The organism is Carboxydocella sporoproducens DSM 16521 (assembly GCF_900167165.1).
Classification (GTDB): Bacteria; Bacillota.
Window position 1 is genome coordinate 62,458 of the sequence record NZ_FUXM01000005.1, and the last position, 21,130, is coordinate 83,587.

Annotated in this window: 21 protein-coding genes; 2 read left to right on the top strand and 19 right to left on the bottom strand. The window is 52.2% G+C overall.

Going from position 1 to position 21,130, the window contains the following annotated elements:
* Window position 1 precedes the first annotated feature (1 nt).
* The 19 genes from fmt to dapF form a co-directional block, all read right to left on the bottom strand.
* A complete protein-coding gene (gene fmt, locus B5D20_RS03460; protein ID WP_078664826.1) occupies window positions 2–931 on the bottom strand; it encodes a methionyl-tRNA formyltransferase in 930 nt (309 codons plus the stop codon).
* 12 nt (window positions 932–943) lie between these two features.
* Entirely contained in the window at window positions 944–1,399 is a 456-nt protein-coding gene (def, locus tag B5D20_RS03465) for a peptide deformylase (protein ID WP_078664827.1), read from the bottom strand.
* A gap of 17 nt (window positions 1,400–1,416) precedes the next feature.
* A complete protein-coding gene (priA, locus tag B5D20_RS03470; protein WP_078664828.1) occupies window positions 1,417–3,867 on the bottom strand; it encodes a primosomal protein N' in 2,451 nt (816 codons plus the stop codon).
* Window positions 3,868–3,955: 88 nt separating this feature from the next.
* Entirely contained in the window at window positions 3,956–4,120 is a 165-nt protein-coding gene (locus tag B5D20_RS13800) for a hypothetical protein (protein WP_159071848.1), read from the bottom strand.
* A gap of 97 nt (window positions 4,121–4,217) precedes the next feature.
* Window positions 4,218–5,351, bottom strand: coding sequence for a methionine adenosyltransferase (gene metK, locus B5D20_RS03475; protein ID WP_078664829.1), 1,134 nt, complete (start codon window positions 5,349–5,351; stop codon window positions 4,218–4,220).
* 3 nt (window positions 5,352–5,354) lie between these two features.
* Window positions 5,355–6,572, bottom strand: a complete 1,218-nt coding sequence (gene coaBC, locus B5D20_RS03480) for a bifunctional phosphopantothenoylcysteine decarboxylase/phosphopantothenate--cysteine ligase CoaBC (RefSeq protein ID WP_078664830.1) — start codon at window positions 6,570–6,572, stop codon at window positions 5,355–5,357.
* Complete coding sequence (gene rpoZ / locus B5D20_RS03485) at window positions 6,572–6,766, bottom strand: DNA-directed RNA polymerase subunit omega (protein WP_174182993.1); 195 nt, start codon at window positions 6,764–6,766, stop codon at window positions 6,572–6,574. The genes coaBC and rpoZ overlap by 1 nt, the downstream gene beginning before the upstream one ends.
* Window positions 6,763–7,374 (bottom strand): guanylate kinase, encoded by a 612-nt coding sequence (gene gmk, locus B5D20_RS03490; protein ID WP_107753309.1) that lies wholly within the window; start codon window positions 7,372–7,374, stop codon window positions 6,763–6,765. Before gmk ends, rpoZ begins: the two co-directional genes overlap by 4 nt.
* Window position 7,375: 1 nt before the next feature.
* Window positions 7,376–7,669, bottom strand: a complete 294-nt coding sequence (remA, locus tag B5D20_RS03495; protein WP_078664832.1) for an extracellular matrix/biofilm regulator RemA — start codon at window positions 7,667–7,669, stop codon at window positions 7,376–7,378.
* A 13-nt stretch (window positions 7,670–7,682) separates the two neighbouring features.
* Entirely contained in the window at window positions 7,683–8,561 is an 879-nt protein-coding gene (locus B5D20_RS03500) for a YicC/YloC family endoribonuclease (RefSeq protein WP_078664833.1), read from the bottom strand.
* 73 nt (window positions 8,562–8,634) lie between these two features.
* Window positions 8,635–8,937 carry an AzlD domain-containing protein gene (locus B5D20_RS03505; RefSeq protein ID WP_078664834.1) on the bottom strand — a complete coding sequence of 101 codons (303 nt, stop codon included), beginning with the start codon at window positions 8,935–8,937 and terminating at the stop codon, window positions 8,635–8,637.
* Window positions 8,913–9,632, bottom strand: a complete 720-nt coding sequence (locus B5D20_RS03510; RefSeq protein WP_078664835.1) for an AzlC family ABC transporter permease — start codon at window positions 9,630–9,632, stop codon at window positions 8,913–8,915. The genes B5D20_RS03505 and B5D20_RS03510 overlap by 25 nt, the downstream gene beginning before the upstream one ends.
* A complete protein-coding gene (locus tag B5D20_RS03515; protein WP_078664836.1) occupies window positions 9,595–10,755 on the bottom strand; it encodes an MFS transporter in 1,161 nt (386 codons plus the stop codon). Before B5D20_RS03515 ends, B5D20_RS03510 begins: the two co-directional genes overlap by 38 nt.
* Window positions 10,756–10,809: 54 nt before the next feature.
* On the bottom strand, window positions 10,810–11,550 hold the full coding sequence (otsB, locus tag B5D20_RS03520) for a trehalose-phosphatase (protein ID WP_078664837.1): 741 nt from the start codon (window positions 11,548–11,550) through the stop codon (window positions 10,810–10,812).
* Window positions 11,516–12,970: an alpha,alpha-trehalose-phosphate synthase (UDP-forming) gene (locus tag B5D20_RS03525; RefSeq protein ID WP_078664838.1), complete on the bottom strand. Its 1,455-nt coding sequence runs from the start codon at window positions 12,968–12,970 to the stop codon at window positions 11,516–11,518. The genes otsB and B5D20_RS03525 overlap by 35 nt, the downstream gene beginning before the upstream one ends.
* Before the next feature lie 13 nt (window positions 12,971–12,983).
* Window positions 12,984–15,161 carry an amylo-alpha-1,6-glucosidase gene (locus tag B5D20_RS03530; RefSeq protein WP_078664839.1) on the bottom strand — a complete coding sequence of 726 codons (2,178 nt, stop codon included), beginning with the start codon at window positions 15,159–15,161 and terminating at the stop codon, window positions 12,984–12,986.
* Complete coding sequence (locus B5D20_RS03535) at window positions 15,130–16,356, bottom strand: glycosyltransferase family 4 protein (RefSeq protein ID WP_078664840.1); 1,227 nt, start codon at window positions 16,354–16,356, stop codon at window positions 15,130–15,132. Before B5D20_RS03535 ends, B5D20_RS03530 begins: the two co-directional genes overlap by 32 nt.
* A gap of 190 nt (window positions 16,357–16,546) precedes the next feature.
* Entirely contained in the window at window positions 16,547–17,722 is a 1,176-nt protein-coding gene (locus B5D20_RS03540) for an LL-diaminopimelate aminotransferase (RefSeq protein ID WP_078664841.1), read from the bottom strand.
* Window positions 17,723–17,734: 12 nt separating this feature from the next.
* Window positions 17,735–18,583 carry a diaminopimelate epimerase gene (gene dapF / locus B5D20_RS03545; RefSeq protein WP_078664842.1) on the bottom strand — a complete coding sequence of 283 codons (849 nt, stop codon included), beginning with the start codon at window positions 18,581–18,583 and terminating at the stop codon, window positions 17,735–17,737.
* Window positions 18,584–18,697: 114 nt separating this feature from the next.
* On the opposite strand from dapF, the gene B5D20_RS03550 reads away from it, so the two are divergent.
* Window positions 18,698–20,395: an Rqc2 family fibronectin-binding protein gene (locus tag B5D20_RS03550; RefSeq protein WP_159071846.1), complete on the top strand. Its 1,698-nt coding sequence runs from the start codon at window positions 18,698–18,700 to the stop codon at window positions 20,393–20,395.
* The gene (gene lgt / locus B5D20_RS03555; protein WP_078664844.1) at window positions 20,385–21,128 is read left to right on the top strand and encodes a prolipoprotein diacylglyceryl transferase; all 744 of its coding nucleotides are present in this window, start codon (window positions 20,385–20,387) and stop codon (window positions 21,126–21,128) included. Before B5D20_RS03550 ends, lgt begins: the two co-directional genes overlap by 11 nt.
* Window positions 21,129–21,130: the final 2 nt, after the last annotated feature.

Consider the following 21,130-nt stretch of genomic DNA (forward strand, 5'->3'; position numbering starts at 1 on the left):
TTTATTCCAGTTTAGTTCCAGCCTGCAGTTTGCGCCCCCTCAGGAAGTCTGCCCCGGTCATGGCCCTGCTTCCTGCTGGCTGCAACTGGGTCAGCACCAGGTGCCCATCTCCGGCTGCCACCACTGGTCCTTCTGCGCGCAATTCCACTACAGTTCCCGGATCAGCCAGCGGTGTGCCAGGTTCAAACCTGGCCTGCCAGATTTTCAGGGGATTCCCTTCCCAGAGGGTATAGGCCCCCGGCCAGGGGTTTAAGCCCCGGATCAGGTTGACAATCTGCTGGCCGCCAGCCCCCCAGTTAATCCGCTCTGTTTCCCGATTCAGCATTGGCGCATAGGTGGCCCGACTATGGTCCTGGGGTTCCCGGGGCGCCTGGCCCTGCTCGATTTGGGTCAGGGTTTGCACCAGCAACTCTGCCCCCAGAGTGGCCAGCCGGTCATGCAAAGTTCCAAAGGTATCCGTATCCGTAATGGGCACTTTGGCTTTCAGAATCATATCCCCGGCATCCAGTTCCCTGCTCATGTACATGGTTGTAATACCGGTTTCCTGTTCACCATTAATGATTGCCCATTGGATAGGGGCAGCTCCCCGGTAGCGAGGCAGCAAAGAAGCATGGACATTGATACAACCCAGGGGCGGCAATTGCAGGATCTTTTCCGGCAATATCTGACCATAAGCTACTACCACAATGGCATCTGGCCGTAATTCTTCCAGCTCTGCCAGAAAGTTTTCATCTTTAACTTTCAAGGGCTGAAAAACCGGCCAGCCCCGGCTTAGAGCCGCTTCTTTAACAGGGGAGAAAGAAACTTTCTGTCCCCGCCCCCGCGGTCGGTCCGGCTGGGTTACTACACCTACCACCTGCCAGCCGGGCTGGTCCAATGCCAGCAAGCTGGGCACAGCAAAATCAGGGGTTCCCATAAAGACAATCCGCATGCTGTATCCCTCCTATTTGCTGGGGCGCAGATTTTCTGCTTTATCTACATATAAGATACCATCAAGATGGTCAATTTCATGCTGGAAGGCGCGGGCCAGCAAGCCTTCGGCCTCATATTCCACCAGTTCCCCCTGGCGGTTTAGACCGCGGACCTTAACTCTAGCCCATCTCTCCACATCCCCCTGTTTGCCGGGAACAGAAAGACAACCTTCCACCGCCACTTCCTTGCCTTCACAATGGATAATCTCTGGATTGATCAGTTCAATCAGTCCCTCACCCACATCAACTACTATCACCCGTTTGCTGATGCCAATCTGGGGAGCAGCCAGCCCTACCCCTTCCGCATCATACATAGTATCAGCCATGTTTTCCAGGAGCTTGATGATATTGGGGGTAATCTCTTTTACCGGTTTGGCAACTTGACGCAGAACAGGATCGCCAATCTCCACTATTTTAAATACTGCCATTAATTATCTCCCTCACTTTATAGCAAACTGACTGGTTCAATATCCAGAACCAGACGCACTTCCCCACTGCGTTGCTTGCTCCATTTCTGTAACACTTCCCGGCCCAGGCTGCGTAATCCCTCCAGCTCCGGGCCCTTGATGGCCAGATGCCAGCGATACTGGCCCCGCAAGCGGGACAGAGGCGCCGGGGCGGGCCCCAGCAGGGACTGATCCGCTTGCAATCCCGGTTGCAGCCAGTCACAGATCAGCTGACTGCCCCTGATTACTTCCTCTTCCCTGGGCCCGCTAAGCAGTAGACGGACCAGGTAGCTGAAAGGGGGATTGCCCAGCATTTCCCTCAGCTCCAGCTCCTCCCGGTAAAAACCCGGATAATCATGTTCTACTGCCCGTAAAATGCTGTAATGTTCCGGCGAATAGGTCTGAATAATCACCCTCCCCGGCAGGACATCCCGGCCAGCCCGACCGCCCACCTGAGTCAGGAGCTGAAAAGTCCTTTCCCCTGAACGGAAATCGGGAACATTCAGGGAAGTATCGGCAGAAATCACACCGACCAGAGTTACTTTAGGAAAATCCAGGCCCTTGGCAATCATCTGGGTGCCGATTAGAACCTGAATTTTTTCTTCCAGCATATTCTGAATGATAGTTTCATGGGCTCCCCGACGACTGGTAGTATCCACATCCATCCGCTGCCAGCTCACACCTGGAAACTCCCGGGCAAATTCCTCTGCCACCCGCTGGGTACCTGCCCCAAAATAACGGATATACCTGGAATTACACCGGGGACAAAGGGCCGGGGAAGGTTCTCTGTGTTCACAATAATGACAGCGTACCGTCTGGTCCGAACTATGATAGGTCAAAGTCACATCACAGGCAGGACAGCGCAGCACATACCCGCAGCTGCGGCAGGATACAAAAGTACTGTAGCCCCGGCGATTCAAAAACAGAATCGCCTGTTCCCCCCGCTGCAGAGTATGTCGGAGAGCTTCCTGCAGTTCCCGGGAAAAAATGCTGCGATTGCCCTCTGCCAGTTCCTGTCGCATATCCACCACAGTCACCGGCGGCAGAGGCCGATCATCGATTCTTTCCGCCAGGGTCAAGAGGGTGAATTCCCCCTGCTGGGCGCGGTAAAAGGTCTCAACTGCCGGAGTGGCACTGCCCAGCACCAGGGTAGCCCCTGTTCGTCTGGCCCGTTCCTGGGCCACCTCCCGGGCATGATAACGGGGGGTAACATCCTGTTTGTAACTGGTTTCATGCTCCTCGTCGATTATGATTAGCCCCAGTTTTTGCAGAGGAGCGAAGATAGCAGAGCGGGCCCCGACTACTACTTTAATTTTGCCTTCTTTAATTCTTTGCCACTCCAGATGCCGTTCCCGCAAAGACAGGCGGCTGTGAAAAACAGCTACATCTGCTCCAAATCGTTCCTTAAAACGGGCTGAAATTTGCGGGGTCAGGGAAATTTCCGGGACCAGACAAATCGCTGTCTGGCCTCTTTCAAGACAGCTAGCAATGGCACGCAGGTAGATCTCGGTTTTGCCACTGCCTGTCACTCCGAAAAGCAGGAATTTTTTCCTTCTGCCCTTTACTATGCTCTCTTCTATAGTCTGAAAAGCGGCCTGCTGGGCCGGAGTTAACCGGGGCCAGACTACCTTGCGTTCTGGTTGCTCTGCTTGAAGTGAAATAGCTTTTTGACAGAGGAGCCCCTTGTCCAGCAAGCCTCTAATTACGCTCTCGGTTACTTCCGCCCGGGCCGCCAGCTCCTTTACCGTCAGGCCCGGTACAGCACAGGCGACCGTTAAGGCCTGCCGGCTTTTGCTGGCCCGGGGTGAAAGACTGAGCAAATGTACTGCCAGCTCCTCCGGCGGAAAGGCTGGATAAATACCGAGCTTGCCGGTCCCTTTCTCGCCCACCATTTTAAATTGTTCCACCTGAACCAGGCCGGCTGCCTGCAACTTTTTTAGCACCTGTTGTCCCTGGCTCCGGAACATCGCCCGCAGGGAAGGAGCATCAGCCTCGCCGCCCCGGGCAGCCAGCCACTCCAGCATTTCCAGTCCAGCCTCTTCTTCCTCATCATCCTGCTGATTTAAATAGGCCCAGCCCCTGGGAGTAAGGGCCACCAGAGTACCACCAGAGTTCTTTTTACCCGGCGGAACCAGGGTATGAATTGCTGTTACCAGCGGACAAACATAATAGTCTGCCAGCCAGCGGGCCAAACCCAGCAGCTCCTCATCTATAATAGGCTCCCGGTCTATTAGTCCTATTATGTCCCGTACCTGTACCGGTGGGCGCTGGTCGGTGATGGCTGTTACAAAAGCCTGTACCCGCCCCTGTCTGCCCAGCGGAACCTGCACGCGCATGCCAGGACGCACCTGGCCCTGGAGCTGGTCCGGGATCCTGTAGGTCAGGGGGCGGTCCAGTTCTTTTACAGGTCTATCTATATATACCTCGGCATAAACAGGATTTTTCCCCATTTTTCGCCCTCTCTCCGGACTCTCGTTTCCAGTTGTATTATATCATATCCGACCGATAAAGAAAAAACCAGGAGATTTCCTGGCTTGCTCATGACCGCTCGGATAGTCGCGGCCTTTTGTCCTCCTGGACTCTTTCCAAGCATTCATCTAAACTATTTTTGACTTCCTGCAACTGTTGATCCATGGAGCGCAGTAACCAGATAACGATAATGACCAGGATAAGTCCTGCTGCCCCCGCCAAAATCCATAGCATGTCTATCACCTTCCCCGGATATGCCCCCAACAAGTTATCACAAGCACTTATCTATCTATCAAATTTCCTTTTCGACATAAAGTGACAAAATCCTGCATTAAAACAGGGAAAGCAGCAAATCTTTTTTATCTGTTTTTTCCCAGGGCAAGTCCAAATCCAGGCGTCCAAAGTGACCATAAGCAGCCAGCTGCTTATAAATAGGCCGACGCAAATTTAATTCCTGAATAATTTTTGTAGGCCGGAAATCAAAGACTTTTTTAACAGCAGCAACTAGCTCTGCTTCTGCAACTCGCCCGGTACCAAAAGTATTTATATCTATAGCCACAGGCTCGGCTCTGCCAATAGCATAGGCTACTTGTACCTCACAACGCCGGGCCAGTCCTGCTGCGACAATATTTTTGGCCACATAGCGGGCATAATAGGCAGCGGAGCGATCCACCTTGGTCGGATCCTTGCCGGAGAAAGCTCCACCTCCGTGCCGGGCCATTCCCCCATAGGTGTCAACAATAATTTTTCTTCCCGTCAGGCCACAATCCCCCTGGGGCCCACCTACCACAAAGCGGCCGGTAGGATTGACTAGTATCCTGGTATCAGCCAGCAGATGGGGGGGAATCGCCGGACGAATAACCTGCTGGATAATATCCTCCCGGATGGTTTCCTGGGATATGGAGGGCTTGTGTTGAGCTGAAACCACTATGGTATCAATTCTAACTACTTCATCATTATCATATTCCACTGTTACCTGGGTCTTGCCATCCGGTCTGAGATAGGGTACCAGCCGCTCCTTGCGTACCAGGGCCAAACGCCGTGCTAGCCGGTGGGCGAGGGCAATGGGGGCAGGCAGCAGTTCCGGAGTCTCATCACAGGCATAACCGAACATCATCCCCTGATCCCCGGCCCCACCGGGATCAACCCCCAGGGCAATGTCCGGCGATTGTTCATCAATAGCTGTGAGAACAGCACAGGTATCCCCATCAAAACCAAACTTGGCCCTGGTATAGCCAATATCTTTAATGGTTTCCCGAACGATCTTTGGGATATCAACATAGCACTCGGTAGTGATTTCACCCATCACCAGGACTAGCCCGGTGGTCACCATGGTCTCACAGGCCACCCTGGCGTCCGGGTCCCGGGCTAGAATGCTATCCAGAATGGCATCAGAAATCTGGTCAGCCATTTTATCAGGATGTCCTTCGGTCACTGACTCGGAAGTAAATAACCTTTTTGCCATTCTCTATTCCTCCTCTCCCAGGAGCTGAACTATCTGGTCAAAAATCCGGGCTGCTACTTCCTGTTTACTTAATAAAGGCCAGGAAATGGTTGCGCCATCGGGAAAAATAAAAGTTACCTCATTGGTATCACTGCCAAAGCCACTGCCCGGGCGACTGACATCATTTGCAACTATAAAATCCGCCCCTTTTCGCCGTGCTTTTTCCGCTCCATTGGCCAGCAAATCATGGGTTTCAGCAGCAAAACCCACCAGCACCTGTCCCGGCCGTTTCCGGGCTCCCAGTATGGCCAGAATATCGGGGTTTTTCTGCAAATGCAGTACCCAGTCCCCGTCCCCCTTTTTCACTTTCTGCTCTGCTACCTGGACCGGACGAAAATCGGCTACTGCAGCGGCCTTGATAATTACATCCATCTCCGGGGCTCGACTTAATACGGCCTCAGCCATCTCTTCTGCCCGCTCCACCCGGATGAATTCCGCCAGTCCAGGAGGAGGAGCCAGCTCCACCGGTCCCGAAACCAGAACTACCTGGCCCCCCCGCCTGACCGCCTCTGTAGCCAGAGCGTAACCCATTTTGCCGGAACTGCGATTGGCGATAAAGCGAACGGGATCCAGCGGTTCCCTGGTGCCACCGGCGGTAATCAGGACTTTGCGCCCGGTCAGGTCTCTTTTGCCCTCCAGGTCCCAGCAAATTAAGGCTGCCGCCTCGAGGATGGTATTTACCGCTGCCATCCGGCCTTTACCTTCATAGCCACAGGCCAGGCGACCACTTTCCGGTTCAACAATTCGTACCCCAACTGCCTGCAGCTTTTCCAGATTAGCCTGAACCAGCGGATTTTCCCACATGTGGACATTCATGGCCGGTGCCAGCAAAATGGGGGCCCTGGTTGCCATCAGCACCGCTGTCAGCAGGTTATCAGCCAGGCCATGGGCCAGCTTGCCAATGGTATTGGCCGTAGCTGGTGCCACAATCACCAGCTGGGCCCAGTCCGCCCAGGCGATATGCTGCACTTCCCAGGCTTTTGGCTCAGCAAACATATCCAACCCAACCGGCTGCCGGGACAGGGTCTGCAAGGTCAGGGGTGTAATAAATTTTTGAGCTGAAGGGGTCATAATAACCCTGACTTCAGCTCCTGCTTTCACTAACTGGCTGACCAGGTCCGCCGCCTTATAGGCTGCGATCCCGCCAGTGATGCCGACAATTATTCTTTTCCCCTGCCACATTACTTGATCCCACTCTTGGTTCGTTCATATTGTAACCTATCGGCTGCAATTTCCTCCAGTGCTCTGGAAACAGGCTTGGTGCCAGCAGAGCTCTCCGGGTTGGTCAGCATACGGGCCCGTTTGGCTGCAGCTACCACCAGGGTGTAACGGCTATCCACCTTTTTCAGCAGAATATCCAGCGAAGGTTTATTCATGATTCTCCACCTCCAGTCGGTAAGGTCAAGCGTTGTACGCGGCATTTTTCCGCTATGATAATGGCTTCCAGTTTTTCTACAGCTTTTTCCACCAGATCATTGACAATACAGTAGTCATATTTTTTGACATAACTTAGTTCCGTCGCAGCACAGGCCAGGCGTTTCGAAATACTTTCCGCCGACTCCGTGCCCCGGCCGGTAATGCGTTTTTTCAGTTCTTCCATTGACGGAGGAAGGATAAAAATAAAAATAGCTTCAGGAAACTTCTCCCTGATCTGTAACGCTCCCTGAACATCGATTTCCAAAATCACATCTCTACCGGCGGCCAGATTATCCAGCACGGCCTGGCGTGGAGTTCCATAGTAGTTGCCGCTTTCGTAAACCATGGCCCATTCCAGCAGTTCTCCGGCAGCGATCATTTCTTCGAAACGTTCCCTGGTGACAAAATAATAATGAACCCCGTCTATCTCTCCCGGCCGCGGTTTACGGGTAGTAGCCGAAACCGAATACGCTACTTCAGGATGTCGTGCCATCAGGGCCCGGCAAACGGTGCCCTTTCCGGCACCGGATGGACCGGATATCACCAGTAACAAGCCCTGTCCGGTCATCCTATTGTTCCTCCGTCTCATCATCTTCAAGATCAGCTATGGCTGCCGGGGCCTCCTTGGCCATCAGCCGATGAGCTACCGTTTCCGGCTGTACTGCTGATAAAACGACATGATCACTGTCAGTAATGATCACCGCCCGGGTACGCCGGCCATAAGTGGCATCAATCAGCATGCCCCGATCCCGGGCTTCCTGGATAATCCGCTTGATGGGTGCTGATTCCGGACTGACAATCGCTACAATCCGATTGGCAGAGACAATGTTACCAAAACCGATATTCACCAGTTTAATCTCCACGCCAACAGCCTCCTTACTCCAGGTTTTGCACCTGTTCTCTGATTTTTTCGATCTCGGTTTTCAATTCAACTACCAGTTTGCTTATAGTTAAATCCCCTGCTTTGGATCCAATGGTATTGGCTTCTCTGTTCATTTCCTGCACAAGAAAATCCAGTTTGCGCCCTACCGGCTCCCGGGCCTTTAAACACAACCGGGCCTCCTGGTAATGGCTGAATAAGCGCACCAGCTCTTCATCAATTGCTGCCCGTTCTGCCAGCAAAGCGATTTCCATAGCCAATCTGGCTTCATCAACTGGTACTTCGCCCAGCAGTTGCTGCACCCGCTGTTGCAGGCGTTGACGGTATTCCTCTACCACCAGGTGAGCCCGTTCCTTGATGCGATTGGTTATGTGTTCACAATCACTGAACTTTCCTTCCAGATCCTGTACCAGCTTGGCCCCTTCCTGTTCCCGCATCCTGACCAGATTGGTCAGAGCTATATTTACAGCCTGGGCCAGATAAGGCCAGAACTGTTCCAGATCCGCTTCCTCCTGGTCCAGAGTGATTACATCCGGCCAGCGGGCAATCTGGGTCCAATCGAATTCCAGAGGCTGCCCCAAAAGCCCAGCCAGCTCTCTCATTGCATTATAATACGCCAGGGCCAATCCTTTGTCAACTTTTACCCCTTTCGCCTCTTCCCCGGTATCTTCTATATTGATGAAGACATCGATCCGGCCCCGGGCCACTCCTGACTGGACCAGCGACCTGACTTTATCTTCGATCGCCGCCCAGCCCCTGGGATAGCGAACAACCACCTCACAGAATCTATGATTCACCGATTTCATTTCTACTGTAAATTTTTTGCCAGCTCCCAGTCCTTCCCCTCGGCCGTAGCCTGTCATGCTTTTGACCAAGCGCAGCACCGCCTTTTATACAATCTTAACCATAGTTTTGCCTACATAGTTCGACTTAAATCACTAAAATCCTTCACTGAATTAAGAAAAAAGTAGTGAGCACTCCCGCCGTTACTGCCAGCATCAGGTTTCCTCCCAGCCAGGCAGTGATGGCAGCGGCCAAAACCCCCAGAAATCCAGCAGCCGGTTGCTGGGGTATAGCCTGCCAGGCCCCCGGTGCCAGCAAGGCCCCAAGGGCAGCATATGGTAGATAGGATAAAAAACGTTGTAAAGATAGGGGCAACCTGATTCCAGTCAGGATGGTTAGCGGCAAGAGCCGGGGCAAATAAGTTACTGCTGCCATGCCTATAATCAACCAGAGGTAGTGGCTCGACATCTCTCTTCCTCCCTTCCTCTTTCCATTACCAGAGCAAAGGCTGCCGCTGCCACCATTGCGATAATCAAATTCCAGCCCCCCGGCAATCTGCCCAGATATGAAAGACCGGTATTGATTAGCCCCGCCAGGGCAGCTACCATCAGCAAGCGAGCAGATTTTTTCCCTTCCGGTACTAAAATGGCCGCAAACATGGCATAAAGACCAATAGCCAGACTGTTTTGCCAGGCCGGGGGCAAACCATCTCCCAGCAGATAGCCCGTTACCGTACCCAGTACCCAGGCCAGATAAGCCGTCCCTTCCAATCCCAGCAAAAAGGAAAAATTTAGCTTTCCCTCTCTAGTCATAGCCAGGGCAAAGGTTTCATCGGTGATACCAAAAGCCACCAGGGCCAGCCGCCAGAACCGGCGATCTTCCAATCGGGTAGAAAGGGCCGCACTCATCAAGAAATGGCGGAAATTCAACAGCAAGGTGGCCAGAATAATTTCTCCGGAAAAAACCCCGGCCTTAATCAGGTTAAGGGCCATAAACTGGCTGGCCCCGGCAAAAACCAGGAGGGAAAAAAGAGTTGCTTCCAGGCCGCTGACATTAATGGCTTTGGCCATGAGGCCAAAGGCCATCGCCACCGGAAAATAGCCCACCGCAATGGCCAGCCCCGCCTTACAACCGGCGCGCCAGGTCAGTAAGTTTGCCTTCATTCCTATCTCCCACTCTTTCTCTTTCTTTTTCTCCCTTCACCGCCTGCGGTACCGCTACCAGCATGCCAGCAGCTGATAAAGTAGCTGCCAGAAACATCACTCCTCTGTAACCCCAGAACTGGGCCACCAGACCTCCCAGAAAGGGACCGAGAGTGCCGCAGAGGTTAAGGGTTGCCGTGAACAGGCCACTGGCTGTTCCCCTTTCCTGCCCGGAGCTGAGTACCAGCAACAATGCTCCTACATACAGGCCTGACCAGGCTATACCCAGCAGAATCTGGGCCAGAATCAATAACTCTAACCGCGTTACCAGCCCATAAGTTAAAAAAACGAAAATAGAAAGGATTTGACCAAAAGCAAAAATTTTGACAGGATCATAATGATTAAGATGCCGCATTACCAGAAATTGTACCGTAAAATTAATCCCCCACAAAATCCCGGTCCAGGTTGGTGACAAACCGAGGGAGTTGAAATAGAGAGGCAAGATGATCCAGACCGCCGCCGCCCCCAGCTGGCGTAAAAAAATAGCCAGATAGACCTTATATTCCCGCCGCAACACCTTGAGCCAGCCGGAAGAGTCCTTCTCTACCTTTTTCCCGATTTGCTGCTCACCCGGGGGCAGATACAGGCTGAGGAGCCAGGACAGGGCACAAAAAAAGGCTCCGCTAAGAAAAATCAGCTCAAATCTTTTTAATACCGCCGCTGTTGCAGCTCCGCCAATCCAGCCCAGGGAGCCATAAGAGCTGAACTTGCCCATATCGGCCCCTGCTTCAAAGGCATAGGCCACCAGCGCGGCTGTGGTAACTCCCAGAGCCAACCCTACCCCGGCCCGAACCAGCAGCAAGACCAGATAGTGCTGGGCCAGTAGCTGGGCCAAAAACATCAAAGTGCTGAAAAACAGGCCCCAGCGCACAAAAATTAATTTGCCACGGCGGTCTGATTGCTGACCGGAGGCAAGGGAAGCAACAAGATAAGCGCCACCATACGCAGCCCCAATCAGGCCAACTTGAAAATCAGTAGCTCCCAGCTTTTGACCCAGCAAAGGGATAAAAATTACCGACCCCTGGATAGCCGTATTTAACAAGAAATTAAGGATACTAGTTAAGAATAGGATTTTTTTCTGCATTGCAATCGCCGCCCATTGCTTTTGATATCAGTCTAAATCTATCCGGGGTAATTGTCAACAAAAAAGACAGGAAATCCCTGTCTTTAATAATTGGCGTACTTCCCGGTAATCCCGCAGGCGAAAATGAGCTGCTGTTGGCCGGGGCAGGTCCGCTACCAGAATACCCGTACCCCGCCGGGCCAGAACCTGGAAAGCTGATTCATCAGTGACATCATCTCCCAGGTAAACTGGCCAGAAATGGGGCCAGCGCTGAAGCAGGCGTAACAGGGCATTGCCTTTACTGGTACAGGCAGGTTTGAATTCCAGTACCTTTTTTCCTGATAATATTTCCCAGTCTACCGGAAGCCACTGTCTGACCTGGCTGAGCAGCTGACGTATTTTCTCTGTAGCCAGTTGAGGCGGTGCCAGCCGGTAATGAACAGCCACCCCAGTTTGTTTGTACTCCAGCAAAAACCCGCATTCCCTGGACATAATTTTGTCTGCCATCTCCCCAATGCGGGCTGCCACCGCTGCGACGGCTGCAGAATCAAAGCAGTTTTCCACCTCTCCCCCGGGCCAGAGGATTTGCCCACCATGTCCACCGACCAGACAGAGACCAGGGATGGGAAAAAACTGCTTGAGCTGTTGCAAATCCCGGCCGCTAATGATGGCGATAATCTGCTCCTGTCTTTCTGTCAGTTCTGTGAGCAGGTCCAGAAGCTGCTGGTCCGGTACTGCCAGCTCTGGCTTTTCCCGCAAGGGAACCAGAGTGCCATCATAATCAGTCATTAGCAGCAACTTCCGGCTGCTCCGCATTGTTGCTCATTCCTTTCACCTGCTGCCACCACCACTCTAAATCCTGTTCTCTAATAATCCGCATCATGCTACTTAGTCGCTGCTGCTGTTCCGGCAGAGGCATTTCCAGACCGCGTTTGATTTGTTCTGCCATCTCCCGGGGATGATAGGGATTGGCCAGCAGAGCACCTTTTAGCTGCAAGGCAGCACCGGCAAAAGGACTGAGTAACAGTCCCCCGGTGCCTCGGGCTTTAGATGCTACATATTCTTTAGCCACCAGATTGAGCCCATCCCTGAGAGGAGTGACTAAAGCCAGGTCTGCTGCCAGGTAGTGGCCCACCAGTTCCTGCCGGGTCAGAGAACGATAGAGATAGCGGACCGGCACCTGATAATCGGTGGTAAATAACCCATTGATTTCTCCCACCAGTTTCTCGATTTCCTGCCGCAGGCTCTGATAGGCTGCTGTTTCTACCCGGCTGGGAACAACCACCTGTAACAGAGCAACTTTACCCCTTAGCCAGGGGTAATTTGTCAGCAAATGAGAAAAGGCCTGCAATCGCTGGGGTATACCTTTGGTATAATCCAGTCGGTCTACACCCAGCAGCACATAGTCGCTTTGCAGAGCGAGGCGAATTTGCTCTGCCTTGCCTTTGATCTCCTCCCTGGCTGCCAGAGTCAGATATTCCCGCCAGTCAATCCCGATAGGGGCAGCAATAACCCTGATTTTCCGCCCTCCCCAGTGGATAGTGGAGTTAAGATAATCCACCCTTGCCCGGAGGATTTCCTCCACCGCCTGCAGAAAGTTGCGAACATAACTTTCAGTATGAAAGCCTATCTGGTCACAGGCCAGCAGGCCGCGCAGGATTTCCCCCGCCCAGGGTAATGTTGCAAATAATTCCACTGGTGGAAAAGGCACATGCCAGAAAAAGGAGATAGAAAGAACCGGCCGTTGCCTGCGTATCAGTGCAGGCAATAGGGTAAGATGATAGTCATGTACCCAAACCCGATCGTTATGGCTGCTCATTTTGACCACAGTACGAGCAAATTTTTCATTGACCCGGCGGTAGAGCTGCCAGTAGTTTTCTTCAAACTGAACCTTTTCCAAAAAACCATGACAAAGAGGCCACATAATGCTATTGGAAAATCCATCATAGAAGCCTTTAATTTCTTCTGACGATAAAACTACTTCAGCAAAAAGATATTTACTCTCTCCTTCCGGCAGGGGTAACAGGTGGCCTGGCTCCTGGCCACAACGGCCACCCCAGGCTACCCAGATCCCCCCTTCCCGTCTTAATATCGGCTCCACTGCCGAAACCAGGCCACTAACCGCCGGGATTATCTCCAAGCCGCCCGGGGTCTGACGCAGAGTACAGGCCCCCCGGTTGGAAACTACCAGCAACCGACCTCCCGTCTTACCACCAGAAAAAGACAGTTGAGCCATGGTTTCTCACCCCCTATGCAAAAATCACTTGCACCTGGCCAGTTGTACCAGTGACTCCACAATAGGTTTTACCATTTCTGCGGGTGAACTCCAGGTCTACTCTGCCTTCTCCTACTCTGATATTCTCCAGCCGCAGGGTTTTCAGAAAATCTGGTAACAGGGGTTGCCGGACAAAAATCTGGTTACCACGGCATTCTACCCCCAGTAAGGCCTTGAGGAGCAAAAAGATACTGCCCACCGCCCAGGCCTGCGGATCACAGGCAATGGGATATTTGACCGGGCCAGCATTGCCCCGGCGGGTAAAGCCGCAGAACAGTTCCGGCAGACGGGACTGGGGAAAATACTCGGCCGCAGCAAAGAGAGTTTCCGTCAGATAACACAGTCTTTCCAGTTGCCCGGCTTGCCGCAAGCCATAACCGATAATGGCATTATCATGGGGCCAGACTGAACCATTATGGTAACTCATAGGATTATAGGCCTTCTCCCGGTCACTCATAGTTCTAATTCCCCAGCCAGAAAAGAGGTCAGGGGCAAACAGGCGCCTTGCCACCTTGTCGGCATACTCCGGTGGCAGGATACCGGTAAACAGGCAATGGCCAGGATTGGAAACAATGGTTTTGAGCTTCCGTTTCTGGCCATCTAAAGCAAAGGCCAGAAATTCCTCCTCCAGCAACCAGAAATCCTGCAGGAATTTAGCTTGCAAACTCCGGGCTCTGGCCAGGAGCTGCTCTCCTAATGAAGGCACTCCCAGCTGCTGGTACAAAAAAGCTGCTTCCCGCAGGGCCAGGTAATAATAGCCCTGCACCTCCACCAGAGCAATGGGACCGGTGGGAAGCTGGCCATCAGAATCAATAACCCCATCCCAGGAATCCTTCCAGCCCTGGTTAATGAGGCCCCTTTCTGACTGACATTGATATTCGATATAGCCATCCTGGTCCCTGTCCCCGTAAACTTCACACCAGTGGATTGCCCGTTCCAGATTGGGCCGCAGTTTTTCCAGCAGCTCCCGCTCACCAGTCCAGCGGTAGTAAGCCGCCAGTAAGATGATAAACCAGAGGGTGGAATCCACTGAACCATAATAAGGAGTATGGGGAATTTCTCCAGCCCGGGCCATTTCCCCCAGACGCAATTCATGCAAAATCTTGCCAGGCTCTTCATCCCGCCAGGGGTCAATTTTTTCTCCCTGATAGCGGGCCAGGAAAAGCAAAGTTTCCCGGGCCAGCCAGGGATTGACCAGCAGTGTTTGCCAGGCAGTAATCAGGGAATCACGGCCAAAAGGTGCAGCATACCAGGGTATCCCCGCTTCCAGTACCGCCCCTTTGCCGGGATAATGGGTCGTCAGGGCCCGTAAATCTGTAATCCCTACTCTCAGCATCTGGTTGAAGCGCTGATTGTCAGTAATGATATTGATGCAATCCTGAATCCAGTCCCGGTAGGATTGGATTAAAAAACCGGCTGCCTTCTTAAACCCAAGATCCCGGGGTAAAGTCTCCTCCTGCTGGCGGCTTTCTTCCAGCCAGGGTTGGATTTTCAGGTAAAGGTAGTATTTTTTCTGGGGCTGTAGCACCAGCTTATACTCAGCCCAGGCCAAAGTACCCTCTTCCCCTATCCTGGAGGGAGCAGGAGCAAAATATATGCGCGTTTTACGCACTACCCCATCCTGGCCCTGATAACCAAGGCTGATTCCCTGGTGGGAAAACTCCGGTTTTAGTCTTTGCCCTCTAACCTGCCGCCTGGTTCCTCTGACCTCAAAGATATCGGCAAAATCCGCCCCCAGGCGAAAGCGCAAGGTTAGTTCCACAGGATACTGGTTGAAATTAATAAGACGTAACCGCTGGTAAAACCCATCTCTTACCAGCCGCAACAAGCGCAAATGGATAGTATGCAATGGTACCAGCTGGCCCTTGCTGACAAAGTCCTTGTTGGTCAATTCCACCTGGGCAATATGGCTGTCCCGTACAGAGCGGGAAAGAAAAATTGGTTCTGTTCCGTTCAGTCGCAGCTCCAGACAGCTGAGAAAACGGGTATCAGCATAATAAAATCCCAGTCCGCCTGTATCCTGACAGGGGATTTCTCCCCCGGGCAGGGAGTTCATGAACATCTGCCCTTCCTTCAGTATTTCCACACTGCTGCGAATATCCTCCGGGGCAATCCGAAAATCATCCTGCCTGGTAAGGTTGCAACTGTTCATAATCTACCCCTTTGCCTCTGCTAACTTTTTTATATACGGCCAGTGTAGCTTCTGTCATCACTTCCCTGGTCCAGAACTTTTCCACCATCCTGCGCCCGGTCTTACCCATCTGCCGGCAGGCAATGGGATCAGCCAGCAAGCGGCAACAGCGTTCTGCCAGGGCGCGGGCATCTCCCATGGGCACGATATAGCCATTGATACCGTCTCTGACAATTTCCGGCATGCCCCCTGCCCGGCTCACGATGATGGGCCGCTCAGAAGCCATACTTTCCAGCATGACCAGACCGAAAGGTTCCTCAAAACAGGAGGGATAAATACAAAACTCAGCTGCCTGGTAAACCAGGGGCATTTCCGACCAGGCAAACAACTTCACAAAAACATGGTCCTGCAGCTGAAGCTCCTCAATTAAATCCATGATCTGACGCACATGTTTCTGCTGATGCGAGCCCCAGTCCACCGTTTTACTGGTGCCTGCCAGGACCAGTAAAACCCCGGGAAATTCCCTGCGGATTTCCGCCAGGGCCTGAACACTGATGTGGCAGCCTTTATCCAGACTCATGCGAGCAGGATGGAAAATCACCCGCCGCCCCTTAAACTGGGGATAAATCCGCTCAATTTCCGCCAGGTCCTTGCTACCAGGCGGAACAAAGCGGTTAAGGTCAATGCCATGATGAATGACTGTGATTTTTTTCTCTTCATAGCCAACACGAATCATTTCTCTTTTAATATAGTGACTGACAGCAATAATAGCATCCCAGGCCTGAGCCCGTTTGTTCATCTCCTGCCAGGTGGGATCGCTATCAGCCCAGACGTTGTGACTGGTCAAAATCAGGGGAATACCATATTCCTTTTTTAATTCAAAAAGAATATCAGCATGAACAGGGCTGAAGTAATGCATGTTATGGACATGCAGCATATCCGGTTTGAACTGTTCGATAAAGTTTTTGAACTCTGTCCGAATCTCTTCCGCCCTGGCGGCGATGATTTCAGGATTGAGGCTGTTTAAATCCAGTAAAGGGGTTCTTTTAACTGTCATCCCTTCATATTCAGCCATTTCAGGCTCTCCTGGAACAGCTCCGGTCAACAGGCTCACCTGACAGCCTTTTTCCACCAGAGCCGGGCCCAGCATGGCCAGATGGCTTTCCACCCCGCCGATAATGGGTGGAAAGGCCCAGTGAATTTGGGCAATTCGCATGTTTTCTCCCTCCCTTGCTCAAAAAAATCAGGCGGGAGATGTCTCCCGCCCTGTTTGCTGCTAATGAAACTAATGTCAATAACTGCCGACCCAAGAACCTGGGAGACATTTATCAACCATTAGTTACATTATTTCCTTATTTCCTCTTTTATGACTATTATAGACAGGATATTTTTTGCCTGTCAACACCTTAAAACTCAAAGGGACCCAGGTTTTTCTTGATTCGATCAAAAGCTTCCAGCATTCGTTCTTTCTCCACAGTCAAAGCGATACGGAAGAAGCCTTCTCCATGTTCACCATAGCCATTGCCAGGGGTAATAACCACACCTGTTTTCTCAAAGACGTGTTCCGCAAAGGACATGGAAGTAAAGCCTTTCGGTACCGGAGCCCAGACATAGATGGTGGATTTGGGTTTTTCCAGCTTCCAGCCGATAGCATTCAGACCTTCCACAGCAATGTCCCGCCGCTCCTGATAGACTTTACTCATGGCTTCGACACAATCCTGGGGGCCTGTTAAAGCGGTAATAGCCGCATACTGGATAGCCTGAAATACCCCGGAGTCGATGTTGGATTTCAGCCGTCCCAGAGCGTTGATGACATCCGCCCGACCTACAGCCCAGCCAATTCGCCAGCCCGTCATATTATAAGTCTTGGAACAGGAGCCGAATTCAACCCCCACTTCCATAGCCCCCGGCACTTCCAGAAAGCTGGGTGGCCGGTAACCATCGAAGGAAATCTCCTGATAAGCGGCATCATGGCAGACGATTATATCATACTTTTTGGCAAAGGCCACTACTTCCTCGAAAAATTCCAGGGTAGCTATAGCCCCGGTGGGGTTATTGGGATAGTTCAGCCACATTAACTTGGCTTTACGGGCAACCTCCTCAGGAATAGCCTTGAGATCAGGCAAAAAGTTGTTTTCCGCCTTCAAAGGCATGATGTACGGAGTACCCCCTGCCAGCAGGGTTCCGATACCATAGACCGGATAACCCGGGTCGGGCACCAGAGCAATATCGCCGGGATCCAGATAGCACCAGGCCATATGGGCAATCCCCTCTTTAGAGCCCAGCAGGGATACTACCTGGGTTTTGGGATCCAGGCTGACCTGGAAACGGCGCTGATAATAGTCGGCTACAGCCTGACGGAAAGACAGCATGCCCACGGAAGAGGGATATTGATGGTTGGCTGGATTATGGGCTTCCTTCACCAGTTCCTGAATGATATGGTCAGGGGTAGGCCGGTCAGGGTCACCAATCCCCAGACTGATGACATCCACTCCTTCTTCTTTCGCTTTAGCGATCTGAGCTTCGATGCGAGCAAACAAATAAGGGGGTAACTGGCGAATACGCTGAGCTTCCATTACCATTTTTTCATCCTCCTATCGAACCTGGTATTTCCCTGTAAAAACAATTGTCGCCGGTCCTGTCATAAAAACATGGTTGGTGCTGGCATCCCATTCGATCTCCAGATCACCACCAGCCAGGTGAATAGTCGCCTTTCGTTCTGTTAGGTCATTGAGAACCGCCGCTACCAGAGTAGCGCAAGCCCCGGTGCCACAGGCCAGAGTGGGCCCTGCTCCCCGCTCCCACACCCGCATGATCATTTCCTGGCGATTGACCACCTGGACAAATTCAGCATTTACTTTGCGGGGAAAAGCGGGATGGCTTTCCAGCAACGGTCCTACAGTTTGCCAGGGGAAATGGGAGAGATCCTCCACAAAAGTTACAGCATGAGGGTTGCCCATGGATACTGCTGTTATATGTAAAGCATATTCCCCAACCTGCAAAGGTTCATTCACCACTGTGCCAGCCGGACCTTGCATGGGGATGAGATTCCGTTCCAGGATGGGTTCACCCATATCCACCCGGATTCCCCGTACTTGTCCGTTTTCCCCCAGAATCACTTCCGGTACCATCACCCCGGCCAGGGTTTCTACCCGGATCACCGTATCCTTTACCAGACCATCCTCCCAGGCCAGGCGGGCAAAACAGCGGATGGCATTGCCGCACATTTCCGGTTCAGAACCATCGGGGTTGAAAATCCGCATGCGCAGATGATTTTCCGGGTTTTCAGCTGGCAAAAGCAAGACCAGTCCATCTGCTCCAATTCCGAAATGCCGGTCGCAGACTGCCCGGGCCAGAGCTGCCAGGTCAGCTGGTAAGGCTTCCTGAAAGGCATTAACTACCACAAAATCATTACCCAGTCCATGCACTTTGGTAAAATTCATCACAGATTACCTCCTCTACGGAAAATATGTTATAATACCATCAATGCTTTTGCAACCTCTACCTTTTTTGTATACAATATATATGGAATATACAAGGAGGTTTGTCTACATACCATGGACGGTTTCGCAATTGCTGCCATAGTATCGGAGTTGAATCAGGTACTGGCTGGCAGCCGCATTCAAAAAATCCAGCAGCCTACCCCCTGGGAAATCCACCTTTTGGTACGCAATCAAGGTCAAAATTACCGCCTCCTGCTTTCCGCCCATCCCAAATGGGCGCGTCTACATGTAAGCCGCTGGCAAAAAATCAATCCTCTCTCCCCTCCCATGTTCTGCATGGTTATGCGCAAACATCTGGAAGGGGGCAAAATTCTGCAATTTAATCAGGAAGGCTTTGAACGGGTGGTAGAGATATTAATCGAAAATACCGATGAACTGGGTCAGCTGGCCCAGCGCCGTTTGCTGGTAGAAATCATGGGCAAGCATAGCAACATCATCCTGGTAGACCCTGTCAGCAACCTGATCTATGATGGCATCAAACGCTATACCCACGCCGTCAGCCGTCACCGGGAAGTACTTCCCGGCCGTCCTTACCTTCCCCCGCCACCCCAGGAAAAAGCAATTCCTGGCCATATCCTGGAAGAGGAATGGGGGCCCTTGCTTCTGGCTGCCGGGGAAAATCTGACTTTAAGCCAGGCGCTCCAGAAAACAGTCGCCGGTTTTAGCCCCAAACGGGCTGCCGATCTAGTAAAGAAAGCAGGTCTTGACCCTGATTTCCCTCTGGACCAGGTGGGCAACTATGAACTGACCAAAACCTGGTTAGCCCTGCAGGATTTGCTGGCTGAACTGGGCAAAGGCCCTCATCCCCTTTACTACAATTACCTGGCTGATGCGGAATATCAGCGATTAGAGGCGGAAGAAATTCTGCACTCTCAGCGTCAGAACTTGCTGCGCCTGGTCAAAGAGGAGATCAATCGCCTGCAAAAGCGGCGGGAATTTCAGGAAAAGGCCCTGGCCGAGGCGGCCTCAGGAGAAAAATATAAGCTCTTTGGAGACCTGCTGGCTGCCCATCTTTATCAGTGGCAGCCCGGCCTTACTGAACTGACGGTACCCAATTACTATGACCCGGAATTAAAACCGCTGACTATTCCTTTGCAGCCGGAACTGACAGCTTCTGAACAGGTAGAACACTTTTACAAAAAGTATGGCAAACTGCGTTCAGCTGAGCGCATGGCGACAGAGCAACTGGAAACTATAATCAGGGATTTGCAGTACTGGGAAAGTGTTGCCACTAATCTGGAAAATGCCGAGGATGCCAGAGTGCTGGCAGAAATCCGGGAGGAAATAGCGGCAGCCGGGCTTTTGAAACAAACCGGAAGACAGCGTAAGCCAGAAAAGGCGGAAGAAATCAGCCAGCCCACCCGTTTCAAAACCCGGGATGGCTACCTTTTCCTGGTCGGCCGTAATAACCGGCAAAATGATTACCTGACCTTGCGTCTGGCCCGGAGTGAAGATTACTGGTTTCATACCAGAGATATCCCTGGCTCCCATGTAATTTTAAAATGGAACAGTCCAGACCCCCCTCCGGCTGAATTGTTGCAAACCGGTGCCCTGCTGGCCGCCTGGTTCAGCAAGGCCCGCCATTCTTCCCAGGTCCCGGTTGATTATACCCAGCGCAAAAATGTTAAAAAACCCCGTGGTGCCAAACCGGGATTTGTTATCTATGAACAGCAAAAAACCCTGTACGTCAATCCGGGCCCGGAAATACTCACCCGCTTGACGACAACAAAGGAGGATGAAAATGAAAATTGATCCTATCGCTTTACAAATTGGCCCCCTCACCATCCGCTGGTATGGGGTGATCATGGCTATCGCTGTTATTATCGGGGTAACGCTGGCTTCCCGGGAAGCCCGGCGTCAGGGGATTGATCCGGAACGCATCCTGGATCTGGCCTTGATCGCCGCCCCCCTCAGCTGGTTAGGCGCTCGTCTCTATTATGTCATTTTCAACTGGGATTATTATAGTGCCAATCCCTCTGAAATCCCCAAAATCTGGCATGGTGGTCTGGCTATTCACGGCGGCATCTTAACTGCCATCCTGGTGGGACTCTGGTTTAGCCGCCATTACCGCCTGGATTTCTGGCAGCTGGCTGATATCTGCGCCCCCAGTTTGATTATGGGCCAGGCCATCGGACGGTGGGGCAATTTCTTCAACCAGGAAGCCTATGGCTATGAAACCGATTTACCCTGGGCCATGTATATCGATGGCGCCTATCGCCATCCCACTTTTCTTTATGAATCCCTCTGGGATTTAGGGGTTTTCTTTTTCCTGCTCTGGATTCGGCGCAAACCAGTCATTCGGAAGGGAGAAGTTTTTCTCCTCTATTTGATGGCCTATTCTGTGGGCCGTTTCATCGTGGAAAGTTTCCGCACCGACAGTTTGATGCTCGGACCTCTCCGCGCCGCCCAGGTGATGAGTGTGGTACTCTTTACCAGTGCAGGTTTGATAATTCTCTGGCGCAGAAAAAAAAGCGCAGCCCGCTAAGG

Excerpts from the sequence above, each read along its gene's own strand:
- B5D20_RS13800 (WP_159071848.1), bottom strand. The coding sequence starts at position 4,120 with ATGCTATGGATTTTGGCGGGGGCAGCAGGACTTATCCTGGTCATTATC.
- B5D20_RS03505 (WP_078664834.1), bottom strand. The coding sequence starts at position 8,937 with ATGTCGAGCCACTACCTCTGGTTGATTATAGGCATGGCAGCAGTAACT.
- lgt (WP_078664844.1), top strand. The coding sequence starts at position 20,385 with ATGAAAATTGATCCTATCGCTTTACAAATTGGCCCCCTCACCATCCGC.
- otsB (WP_078664837.1), bottom strand. The coding sequence starts at position 11,550 with ATGCGGAGCAGCCGGAAGTTGCTGCTAATGACTGATTATGATGGCACT.
- dapF (WP_078664842.1), bottom strand. The coding sequence starts at position 18,583 with ATGAATTTTACCAAAGTGCATGGACTGGGTAATGATTTTGTGGTAGTT.
- B5D20_RS03535 (WP_078664840.1), bottom strand. The coding sequence starts at position 16,356 with ATGCGAATTGCCCAAATTCACTGGGCCTTTCCACCCATTATCGGCGGG.
- rpoZ (WP_174182993.1), bottom strand. The coding sequence starts at position 6,766 with ATGAATAAACCTTCGCTGGATATTCTGCTGAAAAAGGTGGATAGCCGT.
- B5D20_RS03540 (WP_078664841.1), bottom strand. The coding sequence starts at position 17,722 with ATGGTAATGGAAGCTCAGCGTATTCGCCAGTTACCCCCTTATTTGTTT.
- metK (WP_078664829.1), bottom strand. The coding sequence starts at position 5,351 with ATGGCAAAAAGGTTATTTACTTCCGAGTCAGTGACCGAAGGACATCCT.
- B5D20_RS03515 (WP_078664836.1), bottom strand. The coding sequence starts at position 10,755 with ATGCAGAAAAAAATCCTATTCTTAACTAGTATCCTTAATTTCTTGTTA.
- def (WP_078664827.1), bottom strand. The coding sequence starts at position 1,399 with ATGGCAGTATTTAAAATAGTGGAGATTGGCGATCCTGTTCTGCGTCAA.
- B5D20_RS03530 (WP_078664839.1), bottom strand. The coding sequence starts at position 15,161 with ATGAACAGTTGCAACCTTACCAGGCAGGATGATTTTCGGATTGCCCCG.
- gmk (WP_107753309.1), bottom strand. The coding sequence starts at position 7,374 with ATGACCGGACAGGGCTTGTTACTGGTGATATCCGGTCCATCCGGTGCC.
- fmt (WP_078664826.1), bottom strand. The coding sequence starts at position 931 with ATGCGGATTGTCTTTATGGGAACCCCTGATTTTGCTGTGCCCAGCTTG.
- priA (WP_078664828.1), bottom strand. The coding sequence starts at position 3,867 with ATGGGGAAAAATCCTGTTTATGCCGAGGTATATATAGATAGACCTGTA.
- B5D20_RS03550 (WP_159071846.1), top strand. The coding sequence starts at position 18,698 with ATGGACGGTTTCGCAATTGCTGCCATAGTATCGGAGTTGAATCAGGTA.
- B5D20_RS03525 (WP_078664838.1), bottom strand. The coding sequence starts at position 12,970 with ATGGCTCAACTGTCTTTTTCTGGTGGTAAGACGGGAGGTCGGTTGCTG.
- B5D20_RS03510 (WP_078664835.1), bottom strand. The coding sequence starts at position 9,632 with ATGAAGGCAAACTTACTGACCTGGCGCGCCGGTTGTAAGGCGGGGCTG.
- coaBC (WP_078664830.1), bottom strand. The coding sequence starts at position 6,572 with ATGTGGCAGGGGAAAAGAATAATTGTCGGCATCACTGGCGGGATCGCA.